The organism is Paenibacillus sp. FSL R5-0749 (assembly GCF_038595085.1).
Classification (GTDB): Bacteria; Bacillota; Bacilli; order Paenibacillales; family Paenibacillaceae; genus Paenibacillus.
Window position 1 is genome coordinate 4,069,491 of the sequence record NZ_CP152005.1, and the last position, 17,599, is coordinate 4,087,089.

General features: G+C 46.1%; 19 protein-coding genes. All 19 read right to left on the reverse strand.

Annotated elements, in window-relative coordinates:
* Position 1 precedes the first annotated feature (1 nt).
* Positions 2–1,195, reverse strand: a complete 1,194-nt coding sequence (locus MKY85_RS18020) for an acyl-CoA dehydrogenase family protein (RefSeq protein WP_342570439.1) — start codon at positions 1,193–1,195, stop codon at positions 2–4.
* 42 nt (positions 1,196–1,237) lie between these two features.
* Positions 1,238–2,392 carry a nucleotidyltransferase family protein gene (locus MKY85_RS18025; RefSeq protein WP_342570440.1) on the reverse strand — a complete coding sequence of 385 codons (1,155 nt, stop codon included), beginning with the start codon at positions 2,390–2,392 and terminating at the stop codon, positions 1,238–1,240.
* Positions 2,393–2,423: 31 nt separating this feature from the next.
* The gene (locus tag MKY85_RS18030) at positions 2,424–3,257 is read right to left on the reverse strand and encodes a methyltransferase domain-containing protein (RefSeq protein ID WP_342570441.1); all 834 of its coding nucleotides are present in this window, start codon (positions 3,255–3,257) and stop codon (positions 2,424–2,426) included.
* A complete protein-coding gene (locus MKY85_RS18035; protein ID WP_342570442.1) occupies positions 3,254–3,766 on the reverse strand; it encodes an NUDIX domain-containing protein in 513 nt (170 codons plus the stop codon). The genes MKY85_RS18030 and MKY85_RS18035 overlap by 4 nt, the downstream gene beginning before the upstream one ends.
* On the reverse strand, positions 3,756–4,721 hold the full coding sequence (locus MKY85_RS18040) for a hypothetical protein (protein ID WP_342570443.1): 966 nt from the start codon (positions 4,719–4,721) through the stop codon (positions 3,756–3,758). The genes MKY85_RS18035 and MKY85_RS18040 overlap by 11 nt, the downstream gene beginning before the upstream one ends.
* The gene (locus tag MKY85_RS18045; protein ID WP_342570444.1) at positions 4,672–6,138 is read right to left on the reverse strand and encodes a class I adenylate-forming enzyme family protein; all 1,467 of its coding nucleotides are present in this window, start codon (positions 6,136–6,138) and stop codon (positions 4,672–4,674) included. Before MKY85_RS18045 ends, MKY85_RS18040 begins: the two co-directional genes overlap by 50 nt.
* Before the next feature lie 28 nt (positions 6,139–6,166).
* On the reverse strand, positions 6,167–6,898 hold the full coding sequence (locus MKY85_RS18050; protein ID WP_342570445.1) for an SDR family NAD(P)-dependent oxidoreductase: 732 nt from the start codon (positions 6,896–6,898) through the stop codon (positions 6,167–6,169).
* Between the two features lie 13 nt (positions 6,899–6,911).
* Positions 6,912–7,160: a phosphopantetheine-binding protein gene (locus tag MKY85_RS18055; RefSeq protein WP_253438113.1), complete on the reverse strand. Its 249-nt coding sequence runs from the start codon at positions 7,158–7,160 to the stop codon at positions 6,912–6,914.
* 44 nt (positions 7,161–7,204) lie between these two features.
* A complete protein-coding gene (locus MKY85_RS18060; RefSeq protein WP_342570446.1) occupies positions 7,205–8,422 on the reverse strand; it encodes a hypothetical protein in 1,218 nt (405 codons plus the stop codon).
* A 15-nt stretch (positions 8,423–8,437) separates the two neighbouring features.
* Entirely contained in the window at positions 8,438–9,571 is a 1,134-nt protein-coding gene (locus MKY85_RS18065) for an amino acid--tRNA ligase-related protein (protein ID WP_342570447.1), read from the reverse strand.
* A gap of 41 nt (positions 9,572–9,612) precedes the next feature.
* Complete coding sequence (locus tag MKY85_RS18070; protein WP_342570448.1) at positions 9,613–10,458, reverse strand: phytanoyl-CoA dioxygenase family protein; 846 nt, start codon at positions 10,456–10,458, stop codon at positions 9,613–9,615.
* 30 nt (positions 10,459–10,488) lie between these two features.
* Positions 10,489–11,445, reverse strand: a complete 957-nt coding sequence (locus MKY85_RS18075; protein ID WP_342570449.1) for an aldo/keto reductase — start codon at positions 11,443–11,445, stop codon at positions 10,489–10,491.
* Between the two features lie 25 nt (positions 11,446–11,470).
* A complete protein-coding gene (locus tag MKY85_RS18080) occupies positions 11,471–12,550 on the reverse strand; it encodes a phosphotransferase (RefSeq protein ID WP_342570450.1) in 1,080 nt (359 codons plus the stop codon).
* Positions 12,551–12,581: 31 nt separating this feature from the next.
* Positions 12,582–13,343: a P-loop NTPase gene (locus MKY85_RS18085; protein WP_339234806.1), complete on the reverse strand. Its 762-nt coding sequence runs from the start codon at positions 13,341–13,343 to the stop codon at positions 12,582–12,584.
* 29 nt (positions 13,344–13,372) lie between these two features.
* Complete coding sequence (locus MKY85_RS18090; RefSeq protein ID WP_339234808.1) at positions 13,373–13,615, reverse strand: phosphopantetheine-binding protein; 243 nt, start codon at positions 13,613–13,615, stop codon at positions 13,373–13,375.
* The gene (locus MKY85_RS18095; protein ID WP_342570451.1) at positions 13,596–14,864 is read right to left on the reverse strand and encodes a decarboxylase; all 1,269 of its coding nucleotides are present in this window, start codon (positions 14,862–14,864) and stop codon (positions 13,596–13,598) included. The genes MKY85_RS18090 and MKY85_RS18095 overlap by 20 nt, the downstream gene beginning before the upstream one ends.
* Before the next feature lie 5 nt (positions 14,865–14,869).
* Positions 14,870–16,360, reverse strand: coding sequence for an AMP-binding protein (locus tag MKY85_RS18100; protein ID WP_342570452.1), 1,491 nt, complete (start codon positions 16,358–16,360; stop codon positions 14,870–14,872).
* 156 nt (positions 16,361–16,516) lie between these two features.
* The gene (locus MKY85_RS18105) at positions 16,517–16,774 is read right to left on the reverse strand and encodes an acyl carrier protein (RefSeq protein WP_339255960.1); all 258 of its coding nucleotides are present in this window, start codon (positions 16,772–16,774) and stop codon (positions 16,517–16,519) included.
* Entirely contained in the window at positions 16,758–17,555 is a 798-nt protein-coding gene (locus tag MKY85_RS18110) for an AraC family transcriptional regulator (protein ID WP_342570453.1), read from the reverse strand. Before MKY85_RS18110 ends, MKY85_RS18105 begins: the two co-directional genes overlap by 17 nt.
* Between the last annotated feature and the right edge of the window lie 44 nt (positions 17,556–17,599).

The following is a 17,599-nucleotide window of genomic DNA, read 5'->3' on the forward strand; positions in this document are numbered from 1 at the left end:
TTCAAGGCAGCAACCTGTGATCTATTAAATTCAGCTTTCCGTTCGCCAGTAACAGCCGATCATTGTGATACATCAGACTTGCAGAACGCAAATCCCGGAAAGCCCTTTCCAAGGGAAGCTGGTCATTAGCGGTATATCCGTAGGATAGTCCTGCAATGTCTATCATTTGATCCGTTGCCTGAAAAAGAGTCTCTGATGCCAAAATTTTAAGATTATTGATGTGAATATTGAACCGCGGCGCTTCAAGCAGCTTCAAATTCCCCTGATTGGAATGATCTTCATACTGTTTGATCATCTCGTTCAGGTATATGTTAACTGTGTCCAACTGCAGTCGAATCCTTGCAAGCCTTGCATAGAGCAACTCGGACTGCAAATTGAAGCGGGAACGATTTTGCGGATTACGGATGAGTTGTATTAACCCTTCGTATACTCCCTTAGCGGCTCCAAGCCAACAGGCAGACCATAAAATATGTCCCATGGGAATCATCGTCTGTACAGCTAACGGTTTGAAGTCTATCGCTGCACCGATCAGCTGTTCTTCTTCAATTGAGCCACGAATGTGCATGCCCACACTGCCGGTCCCTCTCATCCCCATGGCATGCCAATCGGAGACACTTTCCAGTTCCAGTTGATGTCGTTCGGCAAAAACCAGTTGAACGTCATTCTCGGGACTTTCATCAGAAGGTTTCATTGTGATGAGAAACCAATCAGCGTACTCACCTCCGGTTACGACTGGAGCATCTCGGTCAATATAGAGCGAGCTTCCATTGGTAACCATCGGACTTTGGGACGAGAGCAAGTGCCCCCCTTTTTCTTTTTCAGTTGTGACTGAGGCGATTAAGGGCTGTTCCTCCTGCAGTCTGGACAGAAGATGATCTGAAAAATCATTCTGTTCTTGACGGATTAATACCTCCACCTGCTGTATGTGCATGGCCCATATCATTCCCGTGGATAAGCACCCGCTTGCCAAAAGTTCTGCCATAGAGGACAAGGAACGGAGTGAAGGACGTTCACCGCCTGACCGGCTAGGGATTGATGCTGACATCAGGCTTGCAGACTTCAAGTCAGCTATATTTTCTTTGGGGAAGGACCCATCCCGGTCGAGGTCACCGGCCCTTTCAGCAAATCGCTTTGCCGCCATTCTTACCTCGGACAATGTGTCCGTGACTTCGGATACTTCATACGAATATCGCATATCAAAATCCCTTTCACTCAAATGGATTTGGTCAGAAATGCTTCATCTTTTCCCTGGAACGATTGGATTGCTCTTCTGAAGTTTGAACGGTCGATTCGTATCAAATAAACGTTCCTCAAAGGAATTCTGCCAACGGATAGCAATATCTTCACTGTTGTACCGATACACCTGATCGAGGAATTCCCGATCTTCAATATTCAGCTTGTCCAGGAATCCTTCCGGTCCGGCCTCGCTATAAAGGATCTGCGTATAATGCAGGGCATAGAATACTTCCTTTTGGAAATTCAAATCCTGAGCCCGCTGCAGTACCTTATCCCAATCCACATTCACTTGAGGGCTGTCCAGGAATCGGTGAATGTCCATGAATTTATAGAGCAGGATATCCTTGTAGGCCATAACATCCAATTCACTTGTTGCTTCGCGGGTAAGATGGATAAGCATGAATAACAGCAGATCTTCCCATTCCAAAGTGCGAACAGGATGTCCTGCAACATCAATAATCTGGCTTCTCTCCAGCATTTGCTGCACTGCCGTATCTGTTCGGCGGCTGGTCATGAGATCAAGCGAAAATTGCAAATCTAGCGCATGATATTCGAGAAACGGACTATTTTCGATATATTTGATCAAAGGGATGACTTCATGGGACACCATCGATCGGATCATAATTTCCCTGCGAGGTAGCGGGGTAACCGAATTCGTTTTATAGTTAATCATCCCCTGCACGTATCCCATTTCCTTCATAATCGCTATCGCTTCATCAATTTGGCTTGAATGTATAAGCATATCATTATCTTTGAAATCCCGGCTTCCTAGATCCCCATAGGCGACTTGGGAAAGTACGATCCCTTTCAGCAAACTGTATTGAATACTTCGCTTGTCCAGCTCATGGCAAATATCAAGGGTGAATCTGCACTGTTGTTCGCCTCGCATTTTTTGCATATGATACATTTGCTTGACCGAACTAACGAATTTGCCGTAGACTGCCTTCTCCGTGCCTTTCACCAAAAAGTAACGCTCGATATTCTGCCATGCGGTTCCCATCACACCATGGGTATGCAGCATGCCGAATACTCGGCTCCAGTCCATGTGAGCAGCCATTAATTGACGAAAATCTTCAACCTCCGCATTCCGAAGAGCAGGTTTTGAACACAATAAAACCAATCTTTCTTCATCGGTTAGGGTAGAATCTGATGACATGGCAAACAGCTCCTTTCGCCTTGGAAGAGAATTACTTCTGCCCGACAATAAAAATATTGTTTCCACGCGATACAAGTTCTTCTACGTCAAGATACTGGGATTCAATCTCCAAAATGCTCTCGAACACAGCCGGATCAGACAAAATCTCGCTTAGGGTTTGGGTGTTACCCTCAATCTGTGTCTCTAGAAATCCAGGATAAATGAAGGCAGGGAAGCCTTTAAGATTTAATACCTTCAGCCCGCATTCAAGGTAATATTCTTGAAGCTGCTTGGGAGTAAACATATAAATATCGGGCATTTCTAGCGTGAAGCGCCCTTTGCCGCCCGTTAACTTCCGTGCCTCTTCAATTCTGCCCAGGGAAATATTAAAGTACAGGGCATGGTACAGATTAGGTGTAAACGATACCAAGTATCCCTTGGGTTTAAGCAACTTTACGACTTCATGCAGCATTTTAAGCGGCTCTTCCACAAATCCCAATACGTTATGAAAGTTAAAGCAGACATCCACGGATGCCGGCTGTACGCCTTCAATAGCATGAAGGTCACCTTGCCGGATCGTCCATCTGTCCTGAAGATCATTCGCTTCGCGTTTGGTCATCGCTTGTCTCAACATGTCTTCCGACAGATCATACGTATATCCGGTGCTCTCCGGATATTCTTGAAGGACTTTAAGCGACCAGCGACCAGTCCCTCCACCCGCGTCAAAAAACGTGAATCCAGCGGGTAATCGATCCAAGACCTCTTTTTTGAAAACGTTCCATAACAGCTGGTCGGAGAGCTGCCAATATGCCTGTTCCTCTACCAAGTCGTACTTGTCCGCTTTATTTTTGAAATAAGCAATGGTGTCGTGTGTTGTTTTGCTCATCTTAAATCCCCCTTCTCCAATGGTTGAAATGGTTTATTCTCTTCCGATTGCAGATACAACTGGATACCCACGGAATCAATCCAGCTGAAGGCTTCCAAATCCTGCTCTGCCATTTGCCTTAATTCTTTGACAGGTATCCAACGTCCGTCACGAGCCTGATCGCCAGACTGCAAGGCTATGCCTTCAGCTTCGCAGCGAAAATACACGCCCATTGAATCGATAGGTCCCTCCAGTGTCTGGTAGACAGCAAAAGGTTGAATGCCCTCCATTAAACCTGTGCCTGTCCTTACCTGCAAATACGTATCCTTACCTGCAATGCAAGTCAGTTCAAGGCCTGTTTCTTCCCTGACCTCCCGTTTCAGTCCATCGATCATGGACTCGTACTCTTCGAGTTGCCCTCCAGGCAATTCCCATGCTTTGGGTTGATTGGGCTTGTCCCGAATCTGTAAATAAAGTTGAAGCTCACCGCTCACCACTCTTTCGATCATAGCGCGTACGTTAACGTACATGTTGCCCCTCCCCAGATAGGAATTCGCCCATCACGTCATCCAGCTTCAACTGCAGATTGAATTGGAGATGATAAGCCTTGTACTGCCTCGTAATTTTACGTGTATACCCCAGCAATCGTTTGGCAATGTCGCCACCTAGTCCGCCGCTGGAGAATGAGAAGATATGAGTGAGATACTGTGTCTCAAAAATTCGTTCCTGCAGAGATTGTACGAACGGTTGTCTGCTGGCCGGTATGACAGTATTAACAGCATCCTTCCCCAACAGAACAAACGCACCGACCGTCCAGAATCCAGGCTGTCCAATAAGACCAGATCGGGAAATATACGGCGTGGCATATACTCTCAATTCATCCTCGACAAACATCAGCAACGCCGTGTCATCAGTAATGACGGAGTACCCTGAATCGATTGCTTTCTGGGCAATCGTCGATTTACCGGCTCCGCTTGTTCCTAGGAAAATAATCGCTTTTCCGTCTTGACCTACAACACATACCGAGTGCAAGAGAAATGCGTTCATGTCCATCAATTTGGGAAAAAGAGAAATCCGTTGAGAGAATTCCCATGACCGATCTTCATATTCGTCATACCCCGTCCGCTGAACGAAATGCAATCTGCTGTTCCAAGCAGAATCCCAGTCGATGTTATAATTGAACTGAAGGCTGGAACGAATTTCTACCCGGTCTTCGCCCCAAATTACTTCGTCTCGTTCCGGGTTGTTAATCCAAGGGCTTGTGTCCCAAGCTTCAATCCTGCAGTGATGATCCATCTTTTCCGGCTGATCATCTATCAAGACGTGTGAGTACCATTGTCTGGTCCGTTCCTCAAGCGCATGAAGACGAGATGCAAAATCTACTTGTACATGAAAGGGACCGTAACGATAAATATACAGAAGAGTTCCTCCTTCCTTAATCTCTTCGGATCTTTCCGGTAGCGGTTCTCGGAAGGGTTTGCACAATTTCCACCCTTTTAGGTACCTTGTAAGCGGATAACTTGGAACGGCAAAAACGCAAAATGTCCGTAGTTTCAACAAGTGTATCCGACTTGCGAGGAATGATGTAAGCCACCAGTGCTTCGCCGAGCCAGGGGTCGGCCTCTCCTTTGACAATGGCTTGCTCCAGTGGAAAGTGCTCCATGATCAGTCGCTCAATTTCCTCAGGATGCACTTGTTTTCCTCCTGTTTTGATCAACAGTTTGGTTCTTCCCAGTAGCCACAGATTATTTTGTTCGTCCAAGTAACCTCGATCTCCTGTACGAAGCCATCCGTTTTGCAGAACTTTATCCGTCTCTGCTGCATTGAGGTAATATCCCTTCATGATGCTGGGACTGTGAATCCATATATCACCAGGTTCATGAACGCCTAAGCGATTCCCTTCTTCATCTCTTATAGAGATTTCAACCCCGCGTATGGCTTGCCCTACATTAGATGGTTCGTATACTCCCGAAATGATCCTGGTTGTAATACGCGGACCAGCCTCCGTTTGGCCGTACGTTTGCACCATTTTCACATGGGAAGGCAGTTTCTTGCGAACAGATTCCAGTATGTTAGGCGTGACTTGTCCTCCCCCAAAGCAGATATAACGCAGATGGGGCAGCGCTTTATAATCGGATTTCAGCATGCTCAACGCTTGCAGCATGGTTGGTACTGCAGTAACTACGGTAATGTCTTGCTCTTGCATCGTTTTCATGAATGAAGACGGTAGAAATAGACCAGTCATAATGACCAATTCTCCACCCAGGTACAGGTGGCTCAAGAACTGGGAGGTATTGCAATAGCCAAAAGGCATAGGCAGGGTAATCAACACGGTATCTTTCTCCGTCAGTGACAAAGATTCGCAATGAGCCTTCACATTGGTAATTAGGCTATAGTGAGTGTGCTGCACGATTTTGGGATTCCCGGTCGTTCCCGACGTTTGCAGCATTAAGGCAACCTCGTCTGCAAGACGAGGCCTGTATATGGGCTTGGTCTCCTCATCCGGTGCCTGCCAATCTTCCTGGCTCAGGACGGACAAGTTCTGAATACGTAGCTTGGATTTCATCTCGTGAGTAGTGATACAGAGAGCAGCGTCTACCGCGCGGCACGCCAGCCTGATTTCTGCCTCGGAACTGCCGGAATAGAGCGGCATGATTACCGCTCCCAGTAAGGTAACCGCGAAGTAAGCATGGATATAGGCAGGAGAGTTGGGCAAGCAGATCACCACCACTTCGCCTTCCCTAACACGGTCCTCAATCTTTAACTGCAAGGCCGCGGTTGTGGACAAAAGTTGCTTATACGTGCACTTCTCCTCGCCGAATGTTACGGCAATCCGATCCGGACTCCGCTCTGCCTGATGTAACAGTATTTCACCGATACACCGAGGTTCCATATCCTTCATCCACTCGCCTCCTTCGCGTATATTTTGTCTAGCCCCTGCTGTCCATTTGAAAGATTTGCCCGCTGACGTTGGCAACGTGTTCGGACAACAGGTAGAGAATGAAATTCGCTGTCTCCTCCGGTGTGGAAATGCGGGACAAAAGACTCTCATCGAGAGCCTTTTGATATTTTCCAGCATGATGGCGGTTCAGATTGGTTCGCATAAATCCGGGACAGATTGCATTAACGGCAATGCCGAATGAACCCAACTCACGTGCCATTGATTTGGTCAGAGCATTAAGTCCGGCCTTGGAAGCTGCATAATTACTTTGCTGTGCGCTTCCTACAATACCGCGGTAAGAGGACACGTGAATGATTTTCCCCCTGCCTCGTTCCTTCATCACCTTGCTGACCTTCTGAGAGACGAGAAATGCGCCATCCAGGTTAACCTGCATAACATCGCGCCATTGAGCATAACTCATCTCGTCTAAAGACGCATCGTTGATAATTCCGGCATTATATATCAGCCCATCCACCCATTCCAGTCGATCCATCAGTACTTGCAATGATTCATCCAGTAGTTCCGTATTCGTGACATCCAGATGACCGACATGCAGACGATCCTGTATACCCATATGATAATCATTACTATGAATAGGGGTTTGGTTATAGGTGGCAGCAACAATCGCCCCTTCTTGCAGCATTTTTTCAAGAAGACACCCTCCAAGCGTTCCCGAACCCCCAACAAGAAGCAATCGAAGTCCTTGAAGAGAAATGTGCACGAATATTCATCCTTTACGCTGTCTTGGTATCAACGAAGGCCGTTAACACTTCAACATTCTCAAATAGTTGCGGTGTAAGTTCATCATCCTCAATCGTGATTTGAAACTCATCCTCCATCTTGATGATCAACTGAAGAATCATGATGGAGTCCAGTTGCAGATCAGAAACCAGATTTTCTTTTCCCGAAAAGACATAATTCTCTTCAATTCGATCCTCAAGCTCTTCTTTTACGAGCCTGCACACCGTTTCATAATGCGACATATGCTCACCCTCAGATATAGAATGATTTGGTAATATTGCTGACATCATGTATTCGCCTGGCGATAAGGAATAAAATAATCGAACTTGGGACCATCCATACTCAGTCTGTCCTGATGAACAATCGTCAGGTTAACATCGTCAGGCAGTTTGTGCAGCAATTCTTGCTGCAATAGAAACTCGGATGCTTCCTGAAATCCCTTGCCAGGCACAAGGTAAAACATAAATTGCTTTTCCTGCACCTGCATTACACGAAATTGTCGAACGGCATCCGGGAAATTCCGGTTGACCTTGGTTACAGCATAATGAAACAGAATCGGATTGGCGATCCAATCACCTGATCGAATATATTGGGTTGCCCGCCCACCGGTCACTTCGATAACGGGATATCGCGATCCGCAATCACATTTCTGTTCAGACAGCCTGCCAATATCTCCCGTGTCATACCGGATCAAAGGCCAGATTCGATTGGTCAAGTCAGTAATCACTACGTTTCCATAGCCATCTTTGTCCGAATTCGCAATTTCCACATACAATTGATCACTAGATAAGTGCAGATTACCGCTTCTGCAGCTCATGCCAATACACCAAAATTCGCGGGAACCATAATGGTTATAAACAATGGGACCAAAGGCCTCTTCAATCGTCTTACGCTGATAGTCAAATAACATCTCTCCGTTAATTTCGATATATTTAAACGGAAGTTTGCTCCGATCCAGCTTTTGCTCCAGCAGATGATTCGCGAATAGATAGAGTGCGGTAGATACGGACAGCATCCACTGCGGACGATACTTCAGCAACGCTTCATAATAGTCATCCAGTCGTTCCGGGGACAGATCAAGCATGGAGAGATACATGACCTCATGGTAGATGGATATGGGATCCGTTGACAGATCATCTTCATTGAAGGCATAAAACATGGCATACGGATCTTTAGGTCCAATACCTCCATTAGTGTTTCGAAGGCCCCATAAGAGGCGTGCTTTTTTCCATTTTTCTTCAACTGATTTATAACATTTGAGCGGTTGTCCCGTGGAACCACTGGTATATTCGACATAGAGTTTGGCTTCATTGTCCGTCAGCAGCGATTCTTCTCTGCCGGTCAGTTCAGATTTCTCCAATATGGGTATCTGCTCAAAACGGGCTTGGCTCCAGCCGGCATCGGTAACGCCTTGTAACCTTTGTTTGTAGAATGAAGACTTTGCTGTTGCGTGTTCGATTAAACCTAGTAGCTTGTCCTGAACATGGTCCCACTTGGTTATCATCGTTGGTTTCCCACCTTATGGTTTCAAAGTCACATTGGTTCTTGGGAACTGAACGGCACTCCATATATATGGCATCTCCAGCAAACCATGGATCAATCGCTCCCATCCGACGCCAAAACCCGATGTCTCCCTGTAGTTATCGAGCGTTCTGGACTGGAGATAACATGCGTAATCTTCTTCAGGCAGGTTAAACACTTCTGCTTTTTCTTTCAATTGTTCAAGGGTACCCACACGCTGACCGCTCCCGATCGTTTCCCGATACCCTGGCCAGATATAATCCGTGTTGTTTGCAACGCGTCTGTCCCGGCCCTTCATTTCGGCGTGGTAGAACGGTACTTCAAGCAAAGGAAACTCACTAATTGCCAGGAATCCGCCATAAATCTCGGTGAGTCGGACTTCTTCCCAAGAACCAAAGTGTTCAAGTGTGAATTTGTTGTAGATTTCATCTTTTGTATCTTCGTAAAGTGCGGCTAAAGCTTCTTCAAAAGTTAATTCCGTTATTTTTTGACTGCGACTGACTTCGTCAAGTTGATTCAGACGATCCTGGGAAAGGAACACACTCAGATCCGCTTCATTATGTTTGAGCAAATCCTGAATGACTCTAAACAACAATTGACGGATTATCTCCTTATTTGCTACTTGATCAACCGCGCCTTCATATTCGATATGGTGAAACTCGGACAGATGGGATGCATCCACATTTTCCTTGCGGAATGAGTTATACACGGAGTATACATGATCTACCTGGTGCTGGAGCACCGACAATTCCAGATAAATTTGTGAGGACTCTGATAAAAATGCCTTGTTCGGCAGATCAAACCACTCCAATGAAATAGGGCATACATCCGTTGTATAACTGATGGCCTCGCGACCGTATACGGCCCCTGGGGAAGAAATCATTCGAGTAGTCAAGGGCAGCAGTGTAAACAGGGCATTCATTTCTCCAAAAAACAGATTGCTTGACATATTGATCTGATGATTAATTCTGGCGATAGCGCCCCAATACTTCTGTTCGCTGAAGCTCTTGACCCGATTTTCAGCTTCTGCCAGCGTATATTGCCCTGCAAGTACGTTATCCAAGGCATCGTATATGTTGTTCCCACGATATCCCAATTTCTTGTCTTTTTTTGTATAATAAGGTCCTAACATAAGCTCATCTCTCCTCATATGGATATTATTTTGAGTTAAAATCAAACCTGGCCGGCGATATACTTTTCCCGTTCGTGCTTGCTTCTTACCTTGCGTAACAACTCCGATGGAGACAGGGGGTGAGATTCATCCCATAGGACAGAATTAATCATCAGTTGCTGAACCGTGGGGTGCATCTGATCCATATATGCCTTTTCCTTCATCTCCGGATAGGAAGTATGTCCTCCATACGCTTCCTCTTTACCTTGAACGCTGTAATGCAACGTTCTCCTGTAGTCATGAGACGTACATGCTCCGCGATGAAGTGTATGCGCATTCATAAATAGAACGTCTCCGGGTTGACATGTGATTCGAACCTCGTTAGGTAACGGATTAGCCCCGTTATTGTTCACTTCCCATCTCTCCTGATCAGAAAGTGCACGTCGGTGCGAACCAGGAATCGCGATAAAACAAGAGTCTGGGTACAAGGGAATATTGAACTGCACATGGTTGGGAATACCTTCTGGGTGATATAACTCGTTATCCCCGTAATCCCGGTGCCAACGCAATCGATAATTGATCTTCTCCGGCGACCACAGCGCATGAGCTCCCCAAAATCGCAATTCTTCGCCCAATATCTCTTGAAGTACTTCCATCAGACGTTCGTTCCCAAAAACGTCTCCGAAGGCGGGCTCGTACAAGTCCAATTTGAAAATATTATTTACACCCCAAGTGTCGTAATCAGGCTCCTGTTTCAAGGTGTAACGCGTCGTATACCGGAGTGGTTCCTGCTTCACCTTGGTGATCAATTTTTCCATCGCAATCTTTAGCTGATTCACCTCATCCGATACAAAAATTCCTGTAACGACAGCATAACCATCATCTAGAAAACGCGATTTCAGACCCATGATCAAGCAACTCCTTTCTTGCTATTGGTGTTATGGAACCGCGAACCATTCCTTGTCCATCCGTTCCTTCCAGCGCTCTCGAATGGCCTTATATTGTTCCTCAGCAAGGTTCCCTTTGCTTGCCAATGCATAATTGTCCCGCCAACGATCTGGTTTCGTCGTGCCAATCATGACTGTGTGCACACCGGGAATCGACAGCGCAAACCTCAGTGCCAGTTCTGTCGTAAGCAAAGGATCCTCTTGAAAGGAATATCCCAGCTTGAGCAAACGCTCCTCATAGGTTACTTTTGCTGGCTTGACCATAGATTCCGGCGTCTTGCCCATTCTTTTCCACATAGCAAGCTGGCGTTCATAACGTTTCTTATGCTCCCCTGAATTAACCCAAGCGGCGTTGGCAAGCGGACGCTTTACAATGACCCCAAGCTGCTGCTGCTGTGCTAAGGGAATGATTTCGTCTAAGGCGATTTGATCAGCAATATTAACGGTCACCTGCAGCGTATCAAAACATTGCATCTTGATCGCATATTTCGCTTGTTCCCCGTCCCCGCTGTAACCCAAATATCTCGCTTTTCCCGCTGCCTGAATCTTTTTTAGCGTCTGAATGACTTCACCACGTTGTAAAATCTCTTCAGAGCAGCCATGCAGTTGCAAAACATCAATATAATCTGTGCCCAATCGCTTCAGGCTCCGGTCTACACTCAGTTCCAGCCAGTCAGGGTCCCAATCGTGATACTTGTCCTCGTCCGAGTGGCCGCATTTGGTGAATAGATAGAATTCTGCACGCCTTCCCGAAACGGCCTGACCAATTCGTTCCTCGCTATTCGGGTAACACTCAGCAGTATCAATAGCATTAAGTCCATGATCCAGTGCAAGATTCAGTAGGTGGTTCACTGTTTCCTGGCTGGTTTGTTCATAACCGATCTGGGAGCTGCCGAACCCCATGACGCCTACATGCATATCTGTCTTTCCCAGCGTTCTCTTTTCCATGTCCAACCTCCCTCCCCTTGTGGGTTCAGTAATTTTCACTCAAATACGCTCGAGAGTTCTTCACGACATTCCGAATGTTATCGATGTGCATACTCGCTGAGGAAACTGGCCAATCCCCTCGAATGAGACCAAGACTTGCCAGCCTGATGCACGTTGTGCCCATTAACAGCGGAAGTACCGTAATTTCTTCGGCCAGCAGGGAATGATGTTCTTGATAGCCTTCAAGAAACTGTCGGAACGGCTGAGGTTCCAATTCATGAACGGCTTCAAAACGCGAGCTGCCGTACCGGTAAGTTATGCCGGAAAAAGTAAGCAATCCTTCAGCCAGATCCACAAGGGAATCGGATAAGCATGCATTGTCAAAATCAATCAGCGCCGACACCGAACCGTCGGATGAGAAAATGAAATTCATCGGATTCAAGTCTCCGTGCGCAATCGATGTCACCGCTTCTGCTCTGTCAGCATGCTGAACAGACCACTCGTCTACCAGTTTCTTGCAAACCTGGACAAAACGTTGCACATGCTCCTGATCCTCTTTGCTCATTTCATTGCGTTTCTGCATGTACTTTTTAAGCAAAAGAACAAGTACATCCTTTGTAGAAACATAAGGAGATTGCTCAGGCAACTTCAGGGTCTGAAATGAATTAGCGGACGCAGCCTTTACACGAAATTCACCCAATAAAGCGCCGGCAGCACGTATCTGTTGAGGCTGCGCATTGTATATTGAGCCGTTTGGTATGTACGATTGAAGGTATAATGTACTTTGGTTACCTGCATGTACAATCAGCTCCCTGGATGTAGTTAACTGAACGGCAGGGACACGAACCGCTTTCTGAGCCAGCTCATGCTGGAGCTGAATTATGCTCACGGCGTGCTCAATGGATCGGATATACCAAGGAATTTCTTTCAAAAAGTAGAGGTTTCCCTCCCGGTCTTCAACAAGGGCTTTTCTGGATGTCTCCGAAACCCGGTTGATCGGAACGACAGTACCATTCATATTGAGATACGGGTACGTTGTGTATTCCATGATGCCGTACTGCTCTAACGCTTGCGATAGCATATCCTCCGGGATAAGTCCTCTGCTCAGCTCTAACGGTTTTAGCAACGGCATCCTCCCCTTTACCAAAGTAAGACCCTTAATGTACACTCCATGTGTTGAACTTTTGTGTGAGTAAAATAACTAGTTGACGTCCAAGTCCGGCCATTCGCACACTAACAGGATGTTCTGGATTCGCAAGTACAAATGGAATGCCAGCGTTCCCCTTTGCACTAAGTTCAGGTATTATAGGAAACGTGTCGAGCACTTGCAGACCGTTCGGAACAGCTAACATGCCTTGGGTATCCCCCGAAAAGATTGCAGTGGAATGCCCGCAGCATTCGCATTGGAATTGAGACATATTTTCGACGATACCAAGCAGCGGAACCTCCATCCGTCGCATCAAGTCGATCCCTTTCTGAGTATCTGCAAAACTTACCGTCTGAGGCGTTGTAATCAGAAGACATCGCCCTTTCAACAGACGAAGCAGCTGATGGTGAATCTCGGAAGTCCCTGGAGGCATATCGACGATTAATACATCTACATCCCAGCGGGCTTTTATGAGTAACTGATCCAGTGCACCTTCCAAATATTTGCCTGAAAGAGATCTGCTGAGGCCGTTGTTTTCAATCAGTCCAGAGGAAGAGATGCGGATGCCTGCGTAGGTTCCCGGGTGGATTCCCAGTCCTTCTGCTACCATAGACTCTTCTTCAACTCCGGATACCATGGTAGGTATACTCGGCCCTTCAAAATCTGCATCAAACAATCCTACTCTTAACCCTGGTAATGAATAGGCCAAATTTACAGCGAAAGTGGATTTTCCGACTCCGCCCTTTCCGCTATAGATGAAAAGTACGTCCATGGCATCCTCCCTCGCCCCTAATAGAAAAGCTAAGCATTTTGCTTCAACGTATGGATCATGTTCACAATGTTGCTCATGGAAGCAAACGTATCATTAATCATGTACTCGTCGGGAATAGTCATTTCAAACTTCTCTTCCAGTTCTAGCAGCAAATCGATCGCTTTCATAGAATCGAGACCTGCACTTTTCAGATCGTCCGTCATCTCCAGATCCCGATGAATTTTCTGCTTTACCAGCGCCGTGACTTCATGTTCAATGTATTCCATGCTCATGAATAGTCCTCCCTTCATGCATTTCATTCAAATGCGTTCTTCGTGTTAGAGCAAGCTGTGAAACATGCTTCACGTTACCGTCATCCACGACCAATTCAACGGGAATTTCCCTGCTCAAAAATCCCAATAAACTGGCCGTAATCCCATAAGCCCCAACATTCGGAATGTAGACCTGCTCTTCCAATTGTAAGGAAGGTATAGCTGCTTTTTTGTTAAAAAAATCAAGAGGGGTGCACAGCGGTCCTACAATGTGGGTCGACTCCGGATGAGGGTCGGTCTTCTCTGTGACGGGCTTGATGTCATACTGAACACGTGGAATGCGTCCGAGCCCCGCCATCCCGCCCAGATGGTGAATGCCGCTGTCCAGAACGATAAAGCGGCTGCCCTTACTTTCCTTGATATCCACAACCGAGCTAACGAGAACACCGCATGCGGCCGAAAGATATCGTCCGGACTCATATGCTATAACAGGCTCTCCCATTCTCCATCCCGGCATATGCTCATCGAGAGCAGTCTCCAATTGGACCTTGATTTCACTAAAATCCGGAGGGGGGCCTGACACAGCATAAGGATGTCCAAATCCTCCTCCTAAATCCACGAATTGGAGTGGGATTCCAGTCTCCTTGGATATTCTCGCAATCACCTGAATGGAAGAGAGAAAAGATTCCGCAAGTCTCTCTGCATTCGCAGTATTGGTGCCATTGAAAATATGAAAACCGGCAATACGAATTTCGTCGCATTCCTGCATTTCCTTCAGCTCTCGCAAAAGCTTCTGCTCATCCGTTCCAAACTGAGAGGGTGTGCCCGTCATGGCCAATCCAGCATCAGCCAAGCCCTGATCGGGATTGATTCGCATAATGACTTGAATTGGAGGTGTACCAGAAGACACTACAGACCTTAATTTTTCCAGCTCCTTCATTGATTCGACCGAGAACCATTGTACTCCCTGTGCAACAGCCACCTTCAATTCCGATTCGCTCTTTCCAGGACCCGTGTACAATACATCCCGGGGCAATCCTCCAGCTTCTAACACGGAATTCAGCTCACCTAGCGATGAAACTTCAGCCCTGCACCCCAAATCTAACAACTGCTTAACGATTGCCGGGTGAGGATTGGCCTTCAGAGAGTAATACAACATCGAAGGCTCGGGTAATGCATCTCTCAACCTGTGGCAGGATTGGCGAAGAATATTCAAGTCGTATATATATAACGGACTGCCGTATTTCGACCGCAACTCTCCATAGTCCAAACGCTTCACTCCTTTTCCAGGTCTGTTTTCAGCTTGTTTTTATCAATTTTACCGTTCGAAGTTAAAGGTAACTGGTCTGTAACATAGATGTGTGCTGGCATCTTGTAATCTTCCAGCCGCATTCGTAATTCGTCGAGAAGGCTATCCGCAGTCCGTGTAGAACTCACCGCAAGAATAGGCACAGCAGTGTCCCCGGTCAGTATCAGCGCGGCTTGTTCGACGCCATCGATGTCGACTGCTGCCAGTTCGATCTCCGTAGGACTTACACGAAAGCCGTTTTGCTTGTACATATCATCCTTGCGAGCGTAGAAATACAAGAAACCTTCATCGTCCATCCAGAAGTAGTCCCCTGTGTGCAAGCTCCGCTCAGGAGAAGCCATATTTCGAAAAACGTGCTGTGTTCGTTGCGGATCATTCCAGTAACCCATCATGACATGAGGACCATGCACAACCAATTCGCCAACCTTATTTGGTGGCAGTTGCAATCCTCTCTCATCGATTATGGTGCAACTTGTACCCGGAAGAGATGTTCCAACAGAACCCGGTTTATCAGCGAGAAATTCCGGCTGAAGGATAGAGACCCGTTTACACTCCGTCAGTCCGTACATCAGATGTAGCCGGGCATTCGGGAAAAATGTTTTGAATTCGTTTACATAAGTTTGAGGAAGTGCAGCTCCTGTATTGGTAATGAAACGAATCTCCGGTAATTGCGTCATCTGTCTGCGCATAAGTTTGATCAGCGCTTCTCCCATGCTAGGTACAATTGGTAACCCGGTAATACCCCATTCCCTTATTTTATGAATGAGCGCCGGGCCCACATCAGATCGCTGACCCAAGGCTATCGTTGCATTTTGATTAAACGCCAGAAAAATCTGGTACATCCCGTAATCAAAAGACAATGGAAGAAAATTGCCGATTACGTCGTCTGCTTCTATTTTCAGGCAAGACTGAATGCTCTCCAGTACAAATAGCATGCTGGAGTGGTGTGACACCACAGCCTTCGGCCGGCCTGTACTTCCCGATGTATACAACAGGCAGGCAACTTCATTACCTGAGCGATCTTCGTAATCGGGGTCATCTAATCTGCTATGCTCCACTGCATGTGTGGTCACGTCATTTTCTGATATGACCTTAATCCCTATATAGGATGACATCGCCAACTTTTCAACAAAAGCATCGGTCGTCAGCAGATAGGAAGCTTGCGAATCTTTAACAATGTAGTCCAACTGATACCTTGTTGTACTCTCATGCAAGAGGATATAAGTTGCTCCAAGCCTGGAGGCAGCAAAAATGGATGAGACGAGAAATTTGCCATGAGGCAAAAGCAGTATGATTCGCTCGCCAGTTTTTACACCGCAGGTTTGCAAATAAGTGGATATACGATCCCTCTCCTGAGTTAGTTGACTATAAGTAAAATGGCCTTCGTCTGTGATCAAAGCTGCTTTATGCGGATATCGTTGTTCTGACTGATCTAACAACTCACATAATCGTTTCAATTCAGACCCTCATTCCATGAATGCGCAGTGTTTATCTTGCACGATTTCAGTGATACGTTCATCGCATAAATTGTCGTTAACATGTTGTTTGATGAATATAATTCAATTATAGAGCCTTGAACATAAGTCGCTGTCCATATTTTCCCCAGCTATTTCTTACGCAGAAGATACCATACCTGAGATTCTCCACTCTATCTGCTCGACTGTAGCAAAACATTCATACAACAGGTCCTCGTCGCGGAAAATAATCTCAAACTCCTCTTCTAGTGAAACAATTAGTGAAATATATTTTATTGAGTTAAACCCGAGATTCTCTAATCGCTCATCCAGAGGAATGTCCAAGTGATATCCAAGTATATTGTGAATAATCTGAATGATTTTTCCTTCAATCATCGAGTTAGATACTTGTTCCATCACTGATTCCCTCCCCTGTCTTATTGCACAGATGTTTACGATATTCACTTGGAGAGCGCCCGTAATATTTTTTATAGTACCCGGAGAACTGTGAACTAGAGATATAACCGACAGACTTCGTAATTTCATTGATCGTCAGATCGGTATGCTTAAGCAGTTCGCGTCCTTTTTGTACTCTAATTTTCTGAAGAGATTTAATGGGTGAACAACCGAACACTTTCTTGTATGTGTTACTTAAATAGACCGGATTACAGCTGATTCGTGCGGCCATGTCTTCAAGGGTAAGCGGCTCCGAATATTGACTTCGTATCATGCGATGAACGATAATTAATCGGTTGTCAATCTTACCTTTCAAATTATCGGTGCTCTGGTTCATCACCCGGTACATATTGAAAAATCCTGTGAATTCAAGGGATAGTTGTTTGCTGTACTCAGGTTTGAAAGTGCTCTGTCCGAACATCTCTAAAACGCGTTTTACAAACAACTTGACTCCGTCGTCTTGTCTGGATAATACCATTGGAAAACCAAAGCGCATTTTAGTCATGTTTTCCAAGGTCAGAACGCTGATTACGACAGGTACTGACAATCGGTTTAACAGGATGAGATCGTTGCCCACCAACAAGTCCCTGGAGGAAATATAGTACGAGGTGTCACGATACCTCGTTTCAAAAGACTGTTCGGTAAACGCTACCAAAATTCTATTTGGCTCCGTACATACTGTTTCAGAATAGCCGGGAGCCATGATCATTTTGGGCATCATACTGTACAAATTCCATGTCATCAAAAGTCGCCCCCATTTGAAGAAATTGGAATGTTTTATTAAAT